Origin of the sequence: Pontibacter pudoricolor, from assembly GCF_010092985.1 — a bacterium.
Classification (GTDB): Bacteria; Bacteroidota; Bacteroidia; order Cytophagales; family Hymenobacteraceae; genus Pontibacter; species Pontibacter pudoricolor.
In genome coordinates this window covers 709,311-726,200 of sequence record NZ_CP048106.1, presented here as the reverse complement: position 1 = coordinate 726,200, position 16,890 = coordinate 709,311, and the positions used below count along the sequence as shown (strand labels likewise).

Annotated in this window: 9 protein-coding genes; 2 read left to right on the top strand and 7 right to left on the bottom strand. The window is 42.7% G+C overall.

Going from position 1 to position 16,890, the window contains the following annotated elements; all coding sequences use genetic code 11:
* Positions 1-97: 97 nt before the first annotated feature.
* The 5 genes from GSQ66_RS03070 to GSQ66_RS03050 all read right to left on the bottom strand — a co-directional run bounded on the left by GSQ66_RS03070 (position 98) and on the right by GSQ66_RS03050 (position 7,893).
* A complete protein-coding gene (locus tag GSQ66_RS03070; protein WP_162426114.1) occupies positions 98-2,962 on the bottom strand; it encodes a type I restriction endonuclease subunit R in 2,865 nt (954 codons plus the stop codon).
* Positions 2,962-4,179 (bottom strand): PDDEXK-like family protein, encoded by a 1,218-nt coding sequence (locus tag GSQ66_RS03065; RefSeq protein ID WP_162426113.1) that lies wholly within the window; start codon positions 4,177-4,179, stop codon positions 2,962-2,964. Before GSQ66_RS03065 ends, GSQ66_RS03070 begins: the two co-directional genes overlap by 1 nt.
* A gap of 9 nt (positions 4,180-4,188) precedes the next feature.
* Positions 4,189-5,415 carry a restriction endonuclease subunit S gene (locus GSQ66_RS03060; RefSeq protein WP_162426112.1) on the bottom strand — a complete coding sequence of 409 codons (1,227 nt, stop codon included), beginning with the start codon at positions 5,413-5,415 and terminating at the stop codon, positions 4,189-4,191.
* 2 nt (positions 5,416-5,417) lie between these two features.
* Positions 5,418-6,995 (bottom strand): type I restriction-modification system subunit M, encoded by a 1,578-nt coding sequence (locus tag GSQ66_RS03055; protein WP_162426111.1) that lies wholly within the window; start codon positions 6,993-6,995, stop codon positions 5,418-5,420.
* Between the two features lie 205 nt (positions 6,996-7,200).
* Positions 7,201-7,893 (bottom strand): hypothetical protein, encoded by a 693-nt coding sequence (locus GSQ66_RS03050; RefSeq protein WP_162426110.1) that lies wholly within the window; start codon positions 7,891-7,893, stop codon positions 7,201-7,203.
* A 527-nt stretch (positions 7,894-8,420) separates the two neighbouring features.
* Here GSQ66_RS03050 and GSQ66_RS03045 point away from each other — a divergent pair.
* Positions 8,421-9,350, top strand: a complete 930-nt coding sequence (locus tag GSQ66_RS03045; protein ID WP_162426109.1) for a phospholipase D-like domain-containing protein — start codon at positions 8,421-8,423, stop codon at positions 9,348-9,350.
* A gap of 34 nt (positions 9,351-9,384) precedes the next feature.
* A complete protein-coding gene (locus GSQ66_RS03040; RefSeq protein WP_162426108.1) occupies positions 9,385-11,169 on the top strand; it encodes a GmrSD restriction endonuclease domain-containing protein in 1,785 nt (594 codons plus the stop codon).
* A 440-nt stretch (positions 11,170-11,609) separates the two neighbouring features.
* On the opposite strand, the gene GSQ66_RS03035 is transcribed toward GSQ66_RS03040, so the two are convergent.
* On the bottom strand, positions 11,610-14,453 hold the full coding sequence (locus GSQ66_RS03035) for a M16 family metallopeptidase (protein WP_162426107.1): 2,844 nt from the start codon (positions 14,451-14,453) through the stop codon (positions 11,610-11,612).
* A gap of 173 nt (positions 14,454-14,626) precedes the next feature.
* Complete coding sequence (locus GSQ66_RS03030) at positions 14,627-16,885, bottom strand: Gldg family protein (RefSeq protein WP_162426106.1); 2,259 nt, start codon at positions 16,883-16,885, stop codon at positions 14,627-14,629.
* Positions 16,886-16,890: the final 5 nt, after the last annotated feature.

The window sequence follows — 16,890 nt, the reverse complement described above, 5'->3', positions numbered from 1 at the left end:
CGGTAAATTGTCCATGTCAGTTTACCGCTTTTGTTATGCTAGAGAATCATTCTATAGCCACTACATTTTCACAAGTAAACACCAACTATAAACTGATCTATAACCTCGCTCCCATCCCACTGATAAACGTCTCCACAAAGCTCAGCATCTTGGCCGTAATGCGTTCGGCAATAGGCTTGCGTTCGAGCAGTTTTGGCTTGGCAGGTAGCATGTCCAGCACTTCATCTCTTAAAGGTGTGCGTTCGGTAAACAGGTAGTTGCCAAGCACAGCCTGCAGCTTTACCGGGTCCAGTTGTTCATCTTTGCTCATCTTCTCGAAGGCAGCCATTTGTTCCTTGGCCCAGAAGTTTTCGAAAGCTTCCGGAATGTCATCTATGTCTTGGATGTGCGGCAGGTTCTCTTCAATGAATTTGCGGATCAGTTCGCGTTTGCTGCGCAGGGTAGCCTCGCCGGTAAGCGTATCCAGGATGGCTTTTTTCTGGCGTTCCTGATCTTCCGGGCTGGCGGTGTTGAGTTTGGCCAGTAGCTTCAGGATATAGGCCACGTTGATCTCGTCGCGGTGAATCAGCTCCAGCTCAAAATCTACGTCATCCAGTATAGATTCCTTTTCTTTGGCCGTGCCTGTTTTTACCTTGTCGTACAGGTCTAGGTACTTGCTTTTATAGTCTTCAAAGCTTTGCGCGGACATAGCTAGGTGATCGAAACTGAAATCTGCGAAGGTGGTGAGCACGTTTTTCAGGCGCATCAGCTCGCGAAAAGCTTTTACAAACTCCAGCTCTTCTTCCTCGCTTGGCAGGCTATCTACGCTGCTTACGGTAGGTGCAATCTTTAATAGCTCTCCAAAAGCAATGTTGAATTTAGCTACATAGTCTTCGTAAGGCTCTACCAGGATAATGTCTTTGGCATCCTTGTTCGAGAATAGGGCAATAGCATCATCGGTGGCTTGTTTCAGGTTACGGAACACCACAATGTTGCCCTGCGATTTCTGCTCGGTATAGAGCCTGTTGGTGCGACTGTAGGCTTGTATCAGGCCGTGGTATTTCAGGTTCTTGTCTACATACAGCGTATTCAGCGGTGGCGAGTCAAAGCCGGTCAGGTACATGTTCACCACCAGCAGGATGTCTATTTCCTTGTTCTTTACCCGCTTCGAGATGTCGTTGTAGTAGTTGTAGAACGATTGGCTGTCTTTGGTCGAGAACTTAGTGTTGAATAGCGTGTTATAGTCAACTATAAACGCGTCCAGTTTCTCGCGGGTGTGGCTGTTGGCGGTAGAGGCTATAGTTGGTTCGGCGGCTATGGCAATCTCTTCATCTTCCAGTATATAATCGCCAGTGGCGCCTTTATCTTCTTCGTTAGCGGTATAGCTGAAGATGGTGGCAATTTTCAGGTTGTGTTTGCCTTCGGCTTTGCGCTTCTGGAACAGCTCGTAGTAGCGGATCAGTGTATCGACGCTGCTTACGCAGAACATGCCCGTAAACTCCTTACCGTGCGTTTTGCGTGGATGTTGCTCGATGATGTAGTCTACAATCTTTTCCAGGCGCTGGGGGGCTTCCAGCAGCTCTTTGGTATCGATGTCTTCTACTTCTATATCTATTTCGGTATGGCTGCCTTCTTTCTCCCGATAACGGCCCACATACTCTACTGAGAACTTGAGCACATTCTCGTCTTTGATAGCGTCGGTGATCAGGTATTTGTGCAGGCATTCGTCGAACAGGTCGCGGGTGGTGCGCTTGCCCAGGTCGTTTTTGATCACGTTCTCGACAAAGATAGGCGTGCCGGTAAAGCCAAATAGTTGCGCTTTGGTAAAGAAGCTTTTGATGCGGTTGTGCGTTTCGCCGAACTGGCTGCGGTGGCACTCGTCAAAAATAAACACTACGCGCGCTTCCCGTAAATGCTCCAGTTTGCCAGAGAAACGGGCGCTGCCAATAGCATTGTTAAGTTTCTGAATGGTAGTAACTATAAGTTTGGTATCGCCGGAGAGTTGGCTGACCAGGGCACGGGTATCGTCGGTGCCGTCGATGCTGCCTGCCGAGAAGCTGTTGAACTCTTTGGTGGTCTGGTAATCCAGGTCTTTGCGGTCTACTACAAACACGACTTTGTGCACCTTGGGCAGCTGCATTAATAGTTGGCTGGCTTTAAAGGACGTGAGCGTTTTGCCTGAGCCGGTGGTGTGCCAGATGTAACCGTTCTTATCCGAGTTCTTCACCTTGTCGATAATGGCTTCGGTGGCGTAGTACTGGTAGGGACGCAGCACCATCAGGATCTTGTGCGTCTCGTTCAGTACGATATACTTGGTCACCATTTTAGCCAAGTGGCAGGGCTCCAGGAACGCTTTGGTGAAGGCTTCGATTTGGGTGATGAGCTTGTTGCTAGTATCAGCCCAGTAGAAGGTTTGCTTAAACGACTGGCGGCGGTTGTTGGCGTAGTACTTGGTGTTGACGCCATTGCTGATCACAAACAGCTGCACGTACTGGAACAAGCCATGCGATGCCCCGAAGGAATGGCGGTGGTAGCGGTTTACCTGGTTAAAAGCTTCTTTCAGTTCCAGACCGCGGCGCTTCAGCTCTATCTGCACCAGCGGCAGACCGTTTACCAGCAGCGTTACGTCGTAGCGGTTCTTGTAGGTGCCATCCATCGTTACCTGCTGGGTTACCTGGAACAGGTTCTTACACCAATGCTCCTGCTGCAGAAACTCCAGGTATACGCTCGTGCCATCGTCCTTGGTGAGCTGCATTTTATCACGGAGCACTTTGGCACGGTCGAACACATTGCCTTTGTTCAGGTGGTTGAGTACGCGCTCGAACTCCTTTTCAGTGAGCGAAACCTGGTTGTGCTTTTCCAGCTGGCTTTTCAGGTTGGCCAGCAGGGCCTGCTCGTCTTTTATCGCGACGTAACTATAGCCCAGCAACTGTAGCTGCTTTACCAGGTTATCCTCGAGTACCTGCTCCGGTTGTGTTCCCATTAGTCTGCAGTTACTAAGCTATCAGTTGCCAAGAAGCTACGCAGTTGATTAGCATGCTGGTCAAGGTAAGCTTCCACCTCGCTCACAATATACTCTACTAAGCCTTCCTTAAAGGAGCTGTCGGTGTAGAGATTTTGGAGTGTATCAGCATTACTAAAGTTCAGAGCACATCCATCATAATTAGGTAGTTCCTTAACATTATACCAAGTGTTGGTGAAGCGTTCATTTTTGGCAGTATACTCATTTTTCTTACCGTTCATGACATAGACCCCTATGAACAAATTTCCCCCTTTGTGACCCTGACCGCTGAATGACTCTAAGCCAAAAAACATTTTATTATCAACCCCTTTCAGCTTTATCCATATCTGTGAAAAGCGATTATTTGCATCCCAACCTTCTACTATAGAATAGTTAGTTATAAGACGCCCTTTCAGTTTTTCAAAAACACTTTGTCTTAATCCCTCTTTTATTGTCGCACTAACTTTTGCGAAGTTCTCATATATATAGGCGGATTCTCTGATATGCTTTAACATAACATCATTCAGGTTCTTTTGGTGTGTTTTACCCATAGTAGAAGTAAGCTTTTGAATCAGTATTTTGTACTGTTTTATAGATTCACGAAGTATCGGTTGCTCAGCAGACTCCTTGATGCACCTGTCCAACCATTCCTGTACCTGATCGCGATATGATATAGTGTAGAAGTCTGTTCCGTTTTGCAGCTCTCCCTTGCTTGCAGCAGAAGGCTCTGCTCCTTTAAGAGTAAGGTAAAGCACTTTATTTTTACCTTTTCTATAGTTACAGTAGCGTTCTATCTGTACATCCTGGTCACCGGCATAAATCTTATTTTCGATTGAGATGCTGTTCCCATTCTTGTCCCAGATATAGATGTCTATTCTGCCTCCGGTTTTAACTTTATCATCCCGGGGACCGATGTAATACTCCGGCTGTACCTGGGCTGTCGCAATGTCTAGTTTAAGCTCATTTAACTTCAGAACCTTTAGGAAAAGCTTAAGAAAGCTACTCCCTTTTAAGTGCGTGCCCTTAGGGTTTAGCAATTCGGCCAGGAAAGCAGAGTGCGTTTTGTTCTCGCTACGTTCCATGCTCAGCACAGAGAATACGTTGAAGTTTTCGCCCCGCGCTTTCTTCATCTCTCTTTGATGGTCAATGATCGTTTTCGTGTGACCTAGCAGGTTACTAAGTTTGTCTTCTGTTATCATGGTCCTCTTTTACACAAACATTTGCTGCAGCAAGCCCTTCTTAAATTGCTGCGCCTGTTCCAGTTGTTTAGAAGTATAGTTTATCTTGTTGTCAATAGAAGTTAAGAAATTGGCAATTTTAGCTTGCTCGGCAACAGATGGAAAAAGCAATTTCATACCTGAGAATGCGTCATAGCTAATTTGCTTACCATCTCTTATACCTACTACAGTATTACTCAATTGCTTAATAAAGCTTTCCTTTTTGAAGTAATACTTAAAGAAAGTAGTATCAATATCTATAGTTGCTTTAAGTATAGTATAAGCTGGACTACAGATACCGGTAATGTCAGAATATTCTATACCTCCTTGAAATGACCTTAAGCTGATGATGAAGTCTCCTGCTTCAATAATCTTATAAGATTTTATACTCGCTTCAGAAGACTTAATATCAATATCAATTGAATCTCTAAGAACAGTACCTTTATCTTGAGTTATGGCAAGTATAGGTAAGTCGCCATTATGCTTTTTATTGGAGTGATTTATAAAAACATCTTTTGCTTTCTTGATCTTCCATTCCGGAAAATCATTTCCATTTTCGTCCTTAAAACGGATCTGCTGGGAGAAAAGCTGCTGCATCACCCCTTTTTTATACTTCTCCAACAACTCTTTTTTCTGGCTCAACTGCTGGATTTTATTTTCAACCGCAGTCAAAAACGAACCTATTTTATGCTGCTCAGCCATAGAGTTAGACACAAACATTTTAAGCTCACGAACATCCTTAAGATTTATTCGTGAAAATGTTGAGCCACCTGAAAGTCTCGAAATCAGAGATTGAATTGGGTGAGTTTGTAACCTGAAGTAAACAAAGAACGGATCTGCCTTCTTAGCTTGGATCAGCACTGTATCTTGGCCTAGAACAAATTTCTCTTTTTTGTAAAGTATACTAGCAATCCCAATTGATTGATTTCGACTAAAAACCATATCTCCAATATCAGGACTACAGTGATCCATAAGGGATTGGTATTCATCTTCTGTAACTCTTTTCTTTGGAGAAATTAAGTCTATTTCTCCCCAATTAATAGAACCAGGTGAAACTACAGGTATGCCTTCGTCTACATAAGGTGGCGTTCTATGCTTACAATCAATTACTTTAACTATATTATTAAAAACCTTCTTCTCCCATTCCCCTTCAAACTCTGGAAAGCGAAGCGCAGGCACATTCTTCACGGCTGCTGTTATTTCTGCTGTTGCTTCCATAGTTAAAACGGTTTGGCTATACCCAGCTCGTCGCAAAACGCGGCTATAGTCTGGTCGGTGCTTTGCGTCTCTTCTTCCAGCTCGGCAAGGGCGGCCGCTATTTCGTTCAGGTCTATCGCTTCTTCCTCTTCAAAGGTGTCCACGTAACGCGGAATATTCAGGTTATAGTCGTTGTCGCGTATCTCCTGCAGGCTGGCCACGTGGCTATACTTCGGTTCAGGTTTGCGCTCGCGGTAGGTCGTGATGATCTTCTCAATGTCGGTATCGCGCAGGTAGCACTGCGTTTTGGCCTTCTCGTAATGCTGGCTGGCATCTATAAACAGGATGTTGTCGTTCTGCTCGCGGCACTTCTTAAACACCAGGATACAGGTAGGAATACTAGTGCCATAGAAGATGTTGGCCGGCAAGCCTATCACGGCATCCAGGTAGTTGCGGTCCTCAATCAGGTACTGGCGTATGTGCCCTTCGGCCCCGCCCCTGAACAACACGCCATGCGGCAGCACCACAGCCATTGTTCCGTTGTCGGCCAGGTGGTGCACCATGTGCTGCACAAAAGCAAAGTCGGCTTTAGAGCTCGGGGCCAGCTTACCGTACTGGCTGAAGCGGTCGTCGGAGAGATGCAGCGGGCTGGCGCTCCAGTTGGCCGAAAACGGCGGGTTGGCAACTATAGCTTCGAAGCGCTGCTCCAGGTGCTGCGGGTGCTCCAGTGTGTCTTCCTGCCGTATGTCGAACTTCTGAAAATGCACATCGTGCAGGATCATGTTCATGCGGGCCAGGTTGTAGGTGGTGCGGTTCAGCTCCTGCCCGTAAAAGTTAGATACCTCGTCTACTTCCTTGGCTACGCGCAAGAGCAAAGAGCCCGAGCCGCAGGTAGGGTCGTACACCGATTTAAGCTTGGTTTTGCCGGTGGTCACCAGCTTGGCCAGCACTTTCGATACTTCCTGCGGGGTATAGAACTCACCGGCCTTCTTGCCTGCGCCGCTCGCAAACTGCCCGATCAGGTACTCGTAAGCATCGCCCAGCACGTCGGCTTCAGTGTCCTCCAGCTTAAAGTCTATCTTGTCCAGGTGGCCCAGCACTTTGGCTATCAAATCGTTCTTGGCAGCTTCGGTGCGGCCCAGTTTGGTAGAGGTCAGGTCCAGGTCCTCGAACAGCTTGTTAAAGTCGTCTTCGCTCTCGGTTCCCATCGTGCTCTGCTCAATGTGCTTAAGCACCTGCGTCAGTTCATCCAGTATAAAGTTGCTCGCGCCTTCTTCTTTGCTATTAGAGTTGCCTTTCTTAGCAATCTCACTGAACAGTTCGTTTGGCTTCAGGAAGTAACCCAGCTGCAGAAGTACGTCTTCTTTTATAGCTTCGAGCATCTCCTGCCCTTCTTCGGTGCTTTCGTTGATGCTGCTATACTTAATGCCGTCTTCTGCCAGTATCTTGTTGGCATACAGCGCCATCTTCTCCGACAGGTACTTGTAGAAGATAAAGCCCAGTATATAGTCCCGGAACTCGTCAGCATCCATTTTTCCGCGCAGGGTGTTGGCAATGTTCCAGAGTTGTTGTTCTAATTGTCGTTTGTGGTTTTCAGACATGGGTAAGCTAAAAGTATACTTGTAAGGCAGGGTTGGCCTGCTATTCAAAAGTACAAAATTTAACTATATAGTATTAAGGAAATGATATGTACCTCCTATATAAACTAAGAAGCCCATTTTGAAGAATGGGCCTCTGTTTCGCGAAGTAGAATTTCTTGAACCTTTATAGAAGACAAAAAAATTGATGCTTCTGTTGCCTGCTTAACTATTTAGTGATGTAAGTATAAACCGTGTGCTCTACATAACCATTATCGTAGGTCCTGGTAGATTCAGTTGGATAACCTGCTTCGTTATAGGAATAGGTAGCAGCAAAGCATGACATGTTAGTTCGCTGACCTTTCTCATTAAGCAAAGTAAAGGTGCTAAAATTCTGCGTCATCAGATGTTGTCCTGGAAAATCAGAGACGACAAACCTTGGCACCGCATATAAAGGCAAACCAGCCAGAGGAGCTTTCTTGTCATCGTAGGAAAATGTATAGTCTTTATACATTTCACCTGTTGGTTGCAAAACTTCTAAACGCGAAACCTGCCCATCTGTGTAAGTGTACTTGTAAGAAGGCCCTTGCTCTTCTACGTTGTTTCTCATCAGGTACAAACGGGTTTCCGCTAGATCACCCGCACTGTTGTAAATGCTTTTATAGTAGCGTTCTCTTGTGCTGCCATCTGCATTAACCATAGTTTCCAGCTGCTTATCCAGTTGGTTGTTGTCGTTGTAGGTATAGGTCCAGCTACTAATTTCTGAGTTCTGCACATGTACCAGTCTGTCCTGCTCATCATAAGAGAGTACAATGTTTACCGGATTAGAACTACTCGGGTTATTACCTGTAATCCCGATCAGTTGGTTTTTGTCGTTGTAACTATAGTAAAGGTTGATATTAATATTATAGTCATCTTCCACTGATGTGACTGTTGTAATCTTACTCTGTAGGTAATATGCCTTTTCTGGTTCTGGTTGCACTGAATCAGAGTCTAGAACATTACAACCTGAAAAAATTAAAACAGAGCTTATTAGAAGAAGTAGTTTTGCTTTCATTTATATTGATTTTAAGGTGATTAACATTTCGGTTTATGTATTAAGTTTGATGTGCCGTCATTACATGCCATGACTACAACAATATCCATAACAACATGTAAATATATTGTTTTTGTCTAATATAGAATAAAAGTAATGCACAAACGAAAAAGATAATTCTTAATATCTTTTAAAGAGATAAGCTTGGTTTCTAACAATCAGACTGGATTAGAAAGATGTTGCTCAAGCCCAAATGTACTGGCTGTAAAGTGGGCTAGTGGTATGTGGTAAAAGCTGAGCTGCAGAAGAAACTAGATGAAGTGGTGGAATAGGCCGAGGCCAGGTGTAAAGAGTATGATATGAGTATGGCGGAAATATTAATTACTATTAGAATATAATTAACTTAAAATTAAATGGCAAATTTTATTACCGGGAAAGAGCTGGAGGAAGCAGTTTACAACATTATCTGGAATGCAAAGCGGGATTTAATGATTGTGTCTCCTTATATCAAATTAGATGATTACTTTAAGAATTTATTTAAAAAGCACTTAACTAAATCTAATCTTCATATCACATTGATTTTCGGAAAAAACGAAGATCGTGTGAATAAGAGCCTCAACAAAGCTGATTTAGAGTTTTTCTTACAGTTTCCGAACATCAGTATAGTTTATGTACCTAACCTACATGCCAAATACTATGCAAATGATGAGATGGGGGTAGTTACATCTATTAACCTTTATGATTTTTCATTTAAGCATAACCTAGAGTTTGGAGTCCTTTATGAGAACAAACTTCTCAACAGATTGACCAAAAGCTCTGACAATGATGTATGGGATACTTGCATGGAAATAGCCATGAACAATGCAGTAGTGTATGTTAAAAGGCCAGTTTATGAGAAAACACTGATGGGGTTAAGCAAGAATTATCTAAGCTCAAAGATTCTTGTTGATAGGTCTAAAGAATTGTACGCTGGTAAGTCGCTTTCCCCTGATTCGATCAAACTTGAAGACTTTGAAGATGAGTTGTACTCAAATGATGACAACGACAAGTGCCCTACCCGTGAAGAAATAGAAAAGCCAGTAGGCTTAAAGTTTACTGAACCAAAGAGTTATCAAGAAGAAGCTTTCATATCAGGTTATTGCATCCGTACCGGCGTTAAAATTCCATTTAACCCTAAAAGTCCGTTTTCTTATGAAGCTTATAAGAGCTGGGTAAGGTGGAGTGATGAGGATTTTAAAGAGAAATATTGTCACTATTCAGGCGAACCATCAAAGGGTGAAACAAGTATGAGAAAACCTATACTTCATAAAAACTGGAAGAAAGCCAGTGAAATAAAGAAGTAGTAATCATTCTTCTCACCTATCAATCAATAGCAACATGCAAAAATATTCCGTCAACCAGTACCTCATCGAAACAGTTTTGGCCTGGGTTAAATCAGGTGAGATTGCCATTCCTGAAATTCAGCGCCCTTTTGTATGGGATAGCTCTAAAGTACGTGACCTGATGGACAGCTTGTACCAGGGTTATCCTGTAGGATACGTTATTGCCTGGAAGAACCCGAATGTAAAACTGAAAGACGGTACCTTAAGTGATGGCAAAAAAGTATTGATTGACGGACAGCAGCGTATTACGGCCTTAACCGCTGCTATTCTAGGCCAGTACGTAGTAAACAAGAACTATAAGCGCGTAAAAATCAAGATTGCTTTTCATCCCATTGAAGAGAAGTTTGAAGTACAAAACTCTGCCATTTTAAAAGATAAAACCTGGCTTCCTGATATTGCCGAGGCTATCAACGGAGACCTTTTTGAAATTGCTGACAATTACTTTGAGCTAAATCCTGATGTCGATAAGAAACAAGTACGTAATGCCTTCTCTACACTAATCAACATACCTAAAAAGCAGATTGGCATGATCGAGCTTGCCCCGGATCTGGATATTGAGACGGTTACTGAAATCTTTATTCGTATCAATTCTAAAGGTGTTGTATTGAGTCAGGCGGATTTTGCAATGAGCAAGATTGCTTCTAACACGGAGTATAACGGAAACGAACTACGTAAAGCCATTGACTATTTCTGCCATCTGGCCATAGCCCCGGATTATTACAGGCACATCATTGATAACGATCCGGTATTTGCGAGCACAGAGCTATTCCAAAAGATGCAGTGGCTTAAGTCTGAGACAGAGGATTTATATGATCCGGAGTATACAGACCTAATAAGAGTAGCCTTTACCTCTAAATTCAACCGCGGAAAACTATCCGACCTGGTTAGCCTTTTATCAGGCCGTAATTTTGAAACCCGAACCTATGAGGCTGCCATTGCAGAAAATTCTTTTGCGCAATTACGTGAAGGCGTATTGAGTTTCATTAATGAAACGAATTACAAGCGTTTCATTATGATCGTAAAATCTGCCGGCTTTATTTCCCCTAAGCTGATACGGTCTCAGAACGTACTGAACTTTGCGTATATTCTATACCTGAAATTGAAGGAACAAGGTGAAAACGCTGTTGCTATTGAGAGTTATGTTCGGCGCTGGATGGTTTATTCCATCTTAACAGGGCGTTACTCTGGTTCTCCTGAAAGCTATATTGACTATGACATCAAGCAAATATCAGAAAGGCCATTTGCAGAGTACCTAAAAGAAAAAGAAGCCGGTGAATTATCAGAAGCTTTCTGGAATTCTTCCTTGCCTCAGAGCCTGGATACTTCGGTTGCCAGCAGCCCATACTTCTTGGTTTTCCTGGCTGCCCAGGTTAAAGCCAATGATAAAGGCTTCTTGTCAAAAGATATTTCTGTGTGTGACCTGATTACACACAAAGGCGATATACACCACTTATTCCCAAAAGAATATTTAAAAAAGAACGGTTTAGATCGTGGCAAGTACAACCAAATAGCCAACTATGCTTTCATGCAGTCTGAGATTAACATCAAAGTGGGTAGTAAATCACCAAAAGAGTACTTTGAACTGATTTCAACACAGATGCAAGAGCAGGACTTAAGAATATCCGGTATTGCTTCACAGGAAGAACTACTACAAAATTTAGATATGAACTGTGTGCCGTTTTCCATAGACAACATGAGCGTTCAACATTATAATGACTTCTTGTATGAGCGGCGTAGAATGATGGCTAACAAAATCAAAGACTACTATTTTTCATTGTAGATTTTAACTCAAGTTCACAACGTGGTATTCTGCATATGAACTACAAATATTACATATGCATGTGTTGTTAAAGAAAGACGTCTAACAATACACTTAGTACAAAACAGGCAATACCAAAGCAGAATTATAGGAAATACTGTGTGAGATCATGGAGCAGCCTATAGACAGTATTAAGAGTATAATATGAATGTGTTGTAACTAAATTCATTACTACTACTACTACTGCAGTTAACTTTATTTTGATTTATAATAATATAGCATATCCCACTTTTGAAAATAGCGTAACAGAAACTCTAATATGTCTAAAAAAGCGAGAGCCAGCTTAAAAAGCTGGCTCAACACTTACCACAAACACTAGGCAAACTAATCTAATTACTTTTTACTCAAACATGTGAGTTGAATGAAAGAGACAATTGCAATCACTTACTTAACTAATACTGCTACTTTTTGGTAGTTACCTTTTCTGGTAATAACGTAAGCTTAATATGGTTTTCAGCCGAAAGGAATTTTTTAGCGGCCTTTTTGGTTTTCTTCAACTTTAAATTGTCAAGCTTTTTTTCATAGGAGTTGATATAGTCAGGGTCGGTCTCCTTCGCAAATGCCCCCTGCAGGTATTGAAGCCAGAAACCATTCGTTCTAAGTCTTACCTCGTTCTGGCTCTTTTCCTGTGCAATAAACTTATCAAGCTCTTCCTGTGTAGGCCCGCCAGATCTAACTTTATTGATTTCGTCTTCTGTAGCCTTTACCAGTTCATCAACGCGGTCAATCGCACAACTAAACGAAACTGCTAATGAGTAATGAGAAGATGGATTCTTCACATAGCTTAACGATACAGAAGGGCTATATACACCACTTTCCTTTTCTCTAAGCCTTTCAAGCAGCCTGGTTTCTAGTACTGATTCCAAGACTTTAAGATTAAGGTTATTCTTTTCTGAATATTTATAATCCCCATGAAGCGAAAGCACAACAAGTGCCTTGTCTTCTAATCCACGATAGACAGTTTTATTTACATTCCCGGAAAGGGGTTTTATGCCTACATCCCTGAAATTTTCTTTACTGTAAGTAGATGGAAGTGATCCTAAATACTGTTCCAGCAGTGGTTTTATAGTTTTAATATCAAAGTTGCCAACAAATAAAAAGGTAAAGTCACTGGCATCTGCAAAACGGCTTTTATAAAAATCGTGCGCCTTTTGCAACGATACCTGCTCTAGTTCCTGAAGCGAAGGACTTGAAGCCCACTTACTGCGCCCCTTCATTACGGCATTAATCGTATCCTGGAAAACAGCCATAGGATTAGCAGCTTTACCTTCCGTCATCACCCTTACATTCTCAAGCAATCTGTTGAAAGAGGTGGTATCTTTCCTTGGCTCCGTGAAGTACAGGTAGGTAAGCTGAAGTGCTGTTTCAAGATCCTGAGGGGATGCATAGCCCTGGATTCCCTCAGCATATGTATTAATGAAAGGTGAGACAGCCAAGGATTTACCGGCTAACAGCTTACTGATCTGCGTAGAAGTAAATTTACCAATTCCAGCAGATGCAATAATATTACCAGCCATCATAGAGGAGTGAACGTCCCCTTCATCGGCCAGGGAGTAACCTCCTGGGCTATGCGCCGAAAAGAGAATTTCGTCGTTTTTAAAATCAGTTGGTTTTAAAATAACTTTTACACCATTCGAAAGCCTGAGTTCCGTTGCGGAAACGCCTTTTACGGACTTAGATTTCACTGTTTTACCGCCAGTCAGTTTATCCTGCAACAACGGCTCGTTAACAGCATCATCCACATAGGCACTTACCTCAGTGTGCTGGTCATTTACCCAACCCAGTAGTTCCGCTTCAGTAGGCAGAACATCCTTATTTTTTTCGGAGGCCTGTACTAAAACAATCTGGTTGTTAGGTGTAACAAAGCCAGAAGCCACTTTATTTACTTCTTCAAGCTTAATTTCCTCCAGATAGGTTTTATAAAACTCGTAAGAATAGTTCATATCAATAATGGTCTCTCCTTTCAAGTAGTGCTGCAGGTACTGATTCACATAAGCTTTAGAAGATGTTTTGTCCCGCTCTACGTAACTTTTCTCCACTGCATTCAAAAAGCTCAGCTTCACTCTGTCTAATTCAGACTGCGTAAAACCAAACCGTTGCATCCGGATAACTTCATCCATAAGTCCCCTGATAGAAGTTTTCAGTTGTTCCGGACTCTTCGCAACCACCTGCAGGGTGAAAGCATTCAAATCCCCCATTCCTCCCTGATATGGTCCAAAACCAGCACTTGCATTCAGGAAAGGTGCTTTACCACTTTTAACTAAATCATTCATCCTGATAGCAATCATATTACTGGCTGCACTTCTGATGATAGCGTTTCTGAAATCAGTAACTGTCCTGGTAACAGTAGCCGGATGTTTGTAGATGACAGAAGCTACGGTATAAGGAAACTCAGGATCTGTAACGATTTTAGCTAAAGGGGTTTGATTAGCAGGTATCGTGTAAGATGAGACTTCCGGAGCATTAACAGGGGAAGACAGGGTTGAAAAATTTTTCCTGATAAGGCTTTCTACCTTTGCTTCATCAAAATCCCCTACAGCAATTACAGCCTGTATATCAGGCCTGTACCAATCCCGGTAATACTGCGTTAAGGAGGAGTGTTTAAAGTTTTTGATGACTTCTACCTTCCCGATAGGCAGACGATCTATGTGCCTTGAATTTGCAAGCAGAACAGGCAAAAGCTGATTACTTATTCTTTCTGAAACATTCTTCCCTCTCTGACGCTCTTCTTCTACAATAACTCCTCTTTCCTTATCTATCTCTTTTGGATCAAAAGAAACATGTCCAGCCCATTCCGACAGAATTTTAAAGCCTGTTTCCAAAAGTTCAGGGTTATCGGTTGGTAAAGGAAGCTGATATACAGTTTGGTCAAAACTTGTATAAGCGTTTAGGTCGGCGCCAAAACGTACACCGGCTTTCTGAAGATAGTCGATCAGATCATTTTCAGGGAAGCTTTTGGTACCATTGAAAGCCATATGCTCTGTAAAATGGGCCAGCCCTTTCTGATCATCAGTTTCCTGCAGCGAGCCTGCTTTTATTACCAGATACAGCTCTGCCCGCTTACTTGGCTCTGTATTTTTTCTGATATAGTACGTAAGGCCATTTTCCAGCTTACCTATTTTAACTTTGTCATCGAGGGGGATATTTCCAGGATCAACAACTTTTACACTTAACTGTGCTGTTGCTGATAAGCTAAAAAAAAATAAAAATAGGAAGGGTGTAATAAATGCTTTGGTGTACTTCATGTTAGTTTTAGATGTTTTCTGGAAAATTGCAGGCCGGGTGACACTTGTCCGATACCTGTCGCTTGTATGCTGCATAAATAGAAGTAAAACAGAGATGTTAGTTGTATAAACCAGACCCTCGATTACTAAAATTCAGAGGGTCTGGGTAAAAAAACAACACCAAATATGAACAACTATTGTCTCTTTCTTATGATCAAAAGGGCCGCACCAAAAGCTCCGAATAAAAGTGGAATTACTCCCAGTGCAGATACTTTCATCCAGCCAATACCAGCTCTGGTAAGCAACACCTTGTCATCAATAGACGGAGGACGGCTTGTATCTACGGGATACTTTCCATCGCTGAACCACTTAAACATGCGTAAGGCAAAAGAGGCATTTACAGTATTGACATTATTTCGGTTCAGTTCCACATTGCTCATGAAATCAGCATCGCCAAACACCATGATTTTCTGTTCCTTATTGCCTACATTTCTCCGCAGGGCCAAAGCTACAGGAGCCGTTATTTTCTTTTCAGTAGCGGAATCAAACACCACTTTTTCTGTCTTCAGATCAAAGCTTTCCTGTTTGTTCCAGGTAACACTGCCATCTGTTACCAGAATAGGTGCTACCTGAAAGCCTGTGTTACCGGTGCTGGCTACCCTCATTGCTCCGGGAAGAGTAACTACTGCTTTATCGTAGAAACCAAATCCGTATGCGGCGGCATCTGGGGTAAACTTGGCCTGTATTAAATCAAGTTCATAGTTTTCACTTTCCTGCAACAATGTGCCAGGTACAAAAGTAAGACCCAGCTTTTCGATAATCGGATTCAATACAGATTGACGGCCCGGTTCCCCTGCAATCATCAGGTTACCACCGGCATTTATATAGGAAAGAATGTTATTTGCCTGTTCCTGCGTATACTGATTTGCAGGATCTGCCAGAACTAATACATCCAGACCGGCAGGAATTGTTTGTGCACTTGGAATATCAATGACATCAAACCCCGAGTTGATTAAAGATCCTCTTACATTCAACCCTTTGGTAATGATTTTATAAGCATCATTCTGAATTTTGTCTGAGCTCCGTTCACCATTTCCTGTAAGAACTCCAACCAGAGCAGGTTTTTCAATCAACCGCTTCAGAGCCGCAGTAATTTCCGTTTCTCCGGGATAGGCGAAAATGTCATCAAACATCCTGAGTGGTGTTTTCTTCCCGCCATAATCAATAATGCGTACAAGGCGGTTATCTTCAGGCACCAGGTCAATTATTTCCTTGATTTCCTTAGGGTTTAACAGCTCGTCAAAATCCAGCTTATGGGCTTTTGCAGCACGTTGAGCCTTTTCCATCAGCGTCTTTGTGGTGTCATTATACTGTACCAGTGTATCATAATAATGCACATAGTTCATCTGCAGATTCGGCAGAAAGCGTCGGTATTTTTCAAACTGATTCAGGTCTTTGATTCTGTTCTCCGGTGCACCGTATGGCGCACTATAGTGTACCACATTAACATACGTTGTTATGCTGATTGGCTTGTCCAGCCTGTTGACAATGTCCTGAGAAGTTTGTGTAAGGGTACGATCCTTGAAGCGGGTAGTATCATAATACCCATTTAGCGTTGGCAGGGATGTAACATATCCAATCAGGATAAATGTTAAGATTAAAAAACTATACCTGGTAACCTTTGTTCCTTTTGAGATTGTCTCACGTTCATGCTTGAACTTTATGATCGTCAGCAACAGGAATAAGCCTATGACAAGAAGGAAGTAAAGGAGATCTTTTGAGCTTAATAAACCATTAACACCATTATCTGCCCTGCCGGCTATGGACAGCCAGTAAGTAATATCCCGTACAAAATCAAACTGCTGTCCAACTTGTCCGATAAAATTCAAGGCTGCAAGAACAGCCAGTGTGCTGATAGCCGCTACTACCTGGTAGGAGGTAAGGCTGGACATAAAAAGGCCGATGGCAGAATACGCACACATTAACAGATACAGGCTTAAAACGCCACCCAGCACAAACTTAATATCCAGAGCTTCTACAGAAACTACACCAGCAATCACGAAGCTTAATAAGACAAGTGATAGCAAAGCTGTATAAACCATCATGGATAGAAACTTACCCAGGACAATCTCACGAACTGTCACCGGCGAAGAAAGCAGCAACTTAAAGGAACCGCTGCTAATTTCACGGCTAAACAAACCCATTGTAAGCAAAGGGATATACAGATACAGGTTCTTCTGCATGGCAGCTAATATGCCATCATCTCCCGCAAAAAGTATCTTTGTAAGCACCTGTAGCGGTCTGCCCAGTTGCTGGTTTGTTTCCTGGTTGTAAAGTAATTCCGTAAAGGTTAACCCGGTTTGCACGATAAAAATGATGAGCAACAGCCAGGCAATCGGGGAATAAAACATGAGGCTTAGCTCCAGGCGTGCGATCCTTATTATTTTTTTCATCAGGA

Bases quoted from the DNA above. Each gene is read 5' to 3' on its own strand.
- GSQ66_RS03070 (WP_162426114.1), bottom strand. From the start codon at position 2,962: ATGGGAACACAACCGGAGCAGGTACTCGAGGATAACCTGGTAAAGCAG.
- GSQ66_RS03065 (WP_162426113.1), bottom strand. From the start codon at position 4,179: ATGATAACAGAAGACAAACTTAGTAACCTGCTAGGTCACACGAAAACG.
- GSQ66_RS03060 (WP_162426112.1), bottom strand. From the start codon at position 5,415: ATGGAAGCAACAGCAGAAATAACAGCAGCCGTGAAGAATGTGCCTGCG.
- GSQ66_RS03055 (WP_162426111.1), bottom strand. From the start codon at position 6,995: ATGTCTGAAAACCACAAACGACAATTAGAACAACAACTCTGGAACATT.
- GSQ66_RS03045 (WP_162426109.1), top strand. From the start codon at position 8,421: ATGGCAAATTTTATTACCGGGAAAGAGCTGGAGGAAGCAGTTTACAAC.
- GSQ66_RS03040 (WP_162426108.1), top strand. From the start codon at position 9,385: ATGCAAAAATATTCCGTCAACCAGTACCTCATCGAAACAGTTTTGGCC.
- GSQ66_RS03035 (WP_162426107.1), bottom strand. From the start codon at position 14,453: ATGAAGTACACCAAAGCATTTATTACACCCTTCCTATTTTTATTTTTT.
- GSQ66_RS03030 (WP_162426106.1), bottom strand. From the start codon at position 16,885: ATGAAAAAAATAATAAGGATCGCACGCCTGGAGCTAAGCCTCATGTTT.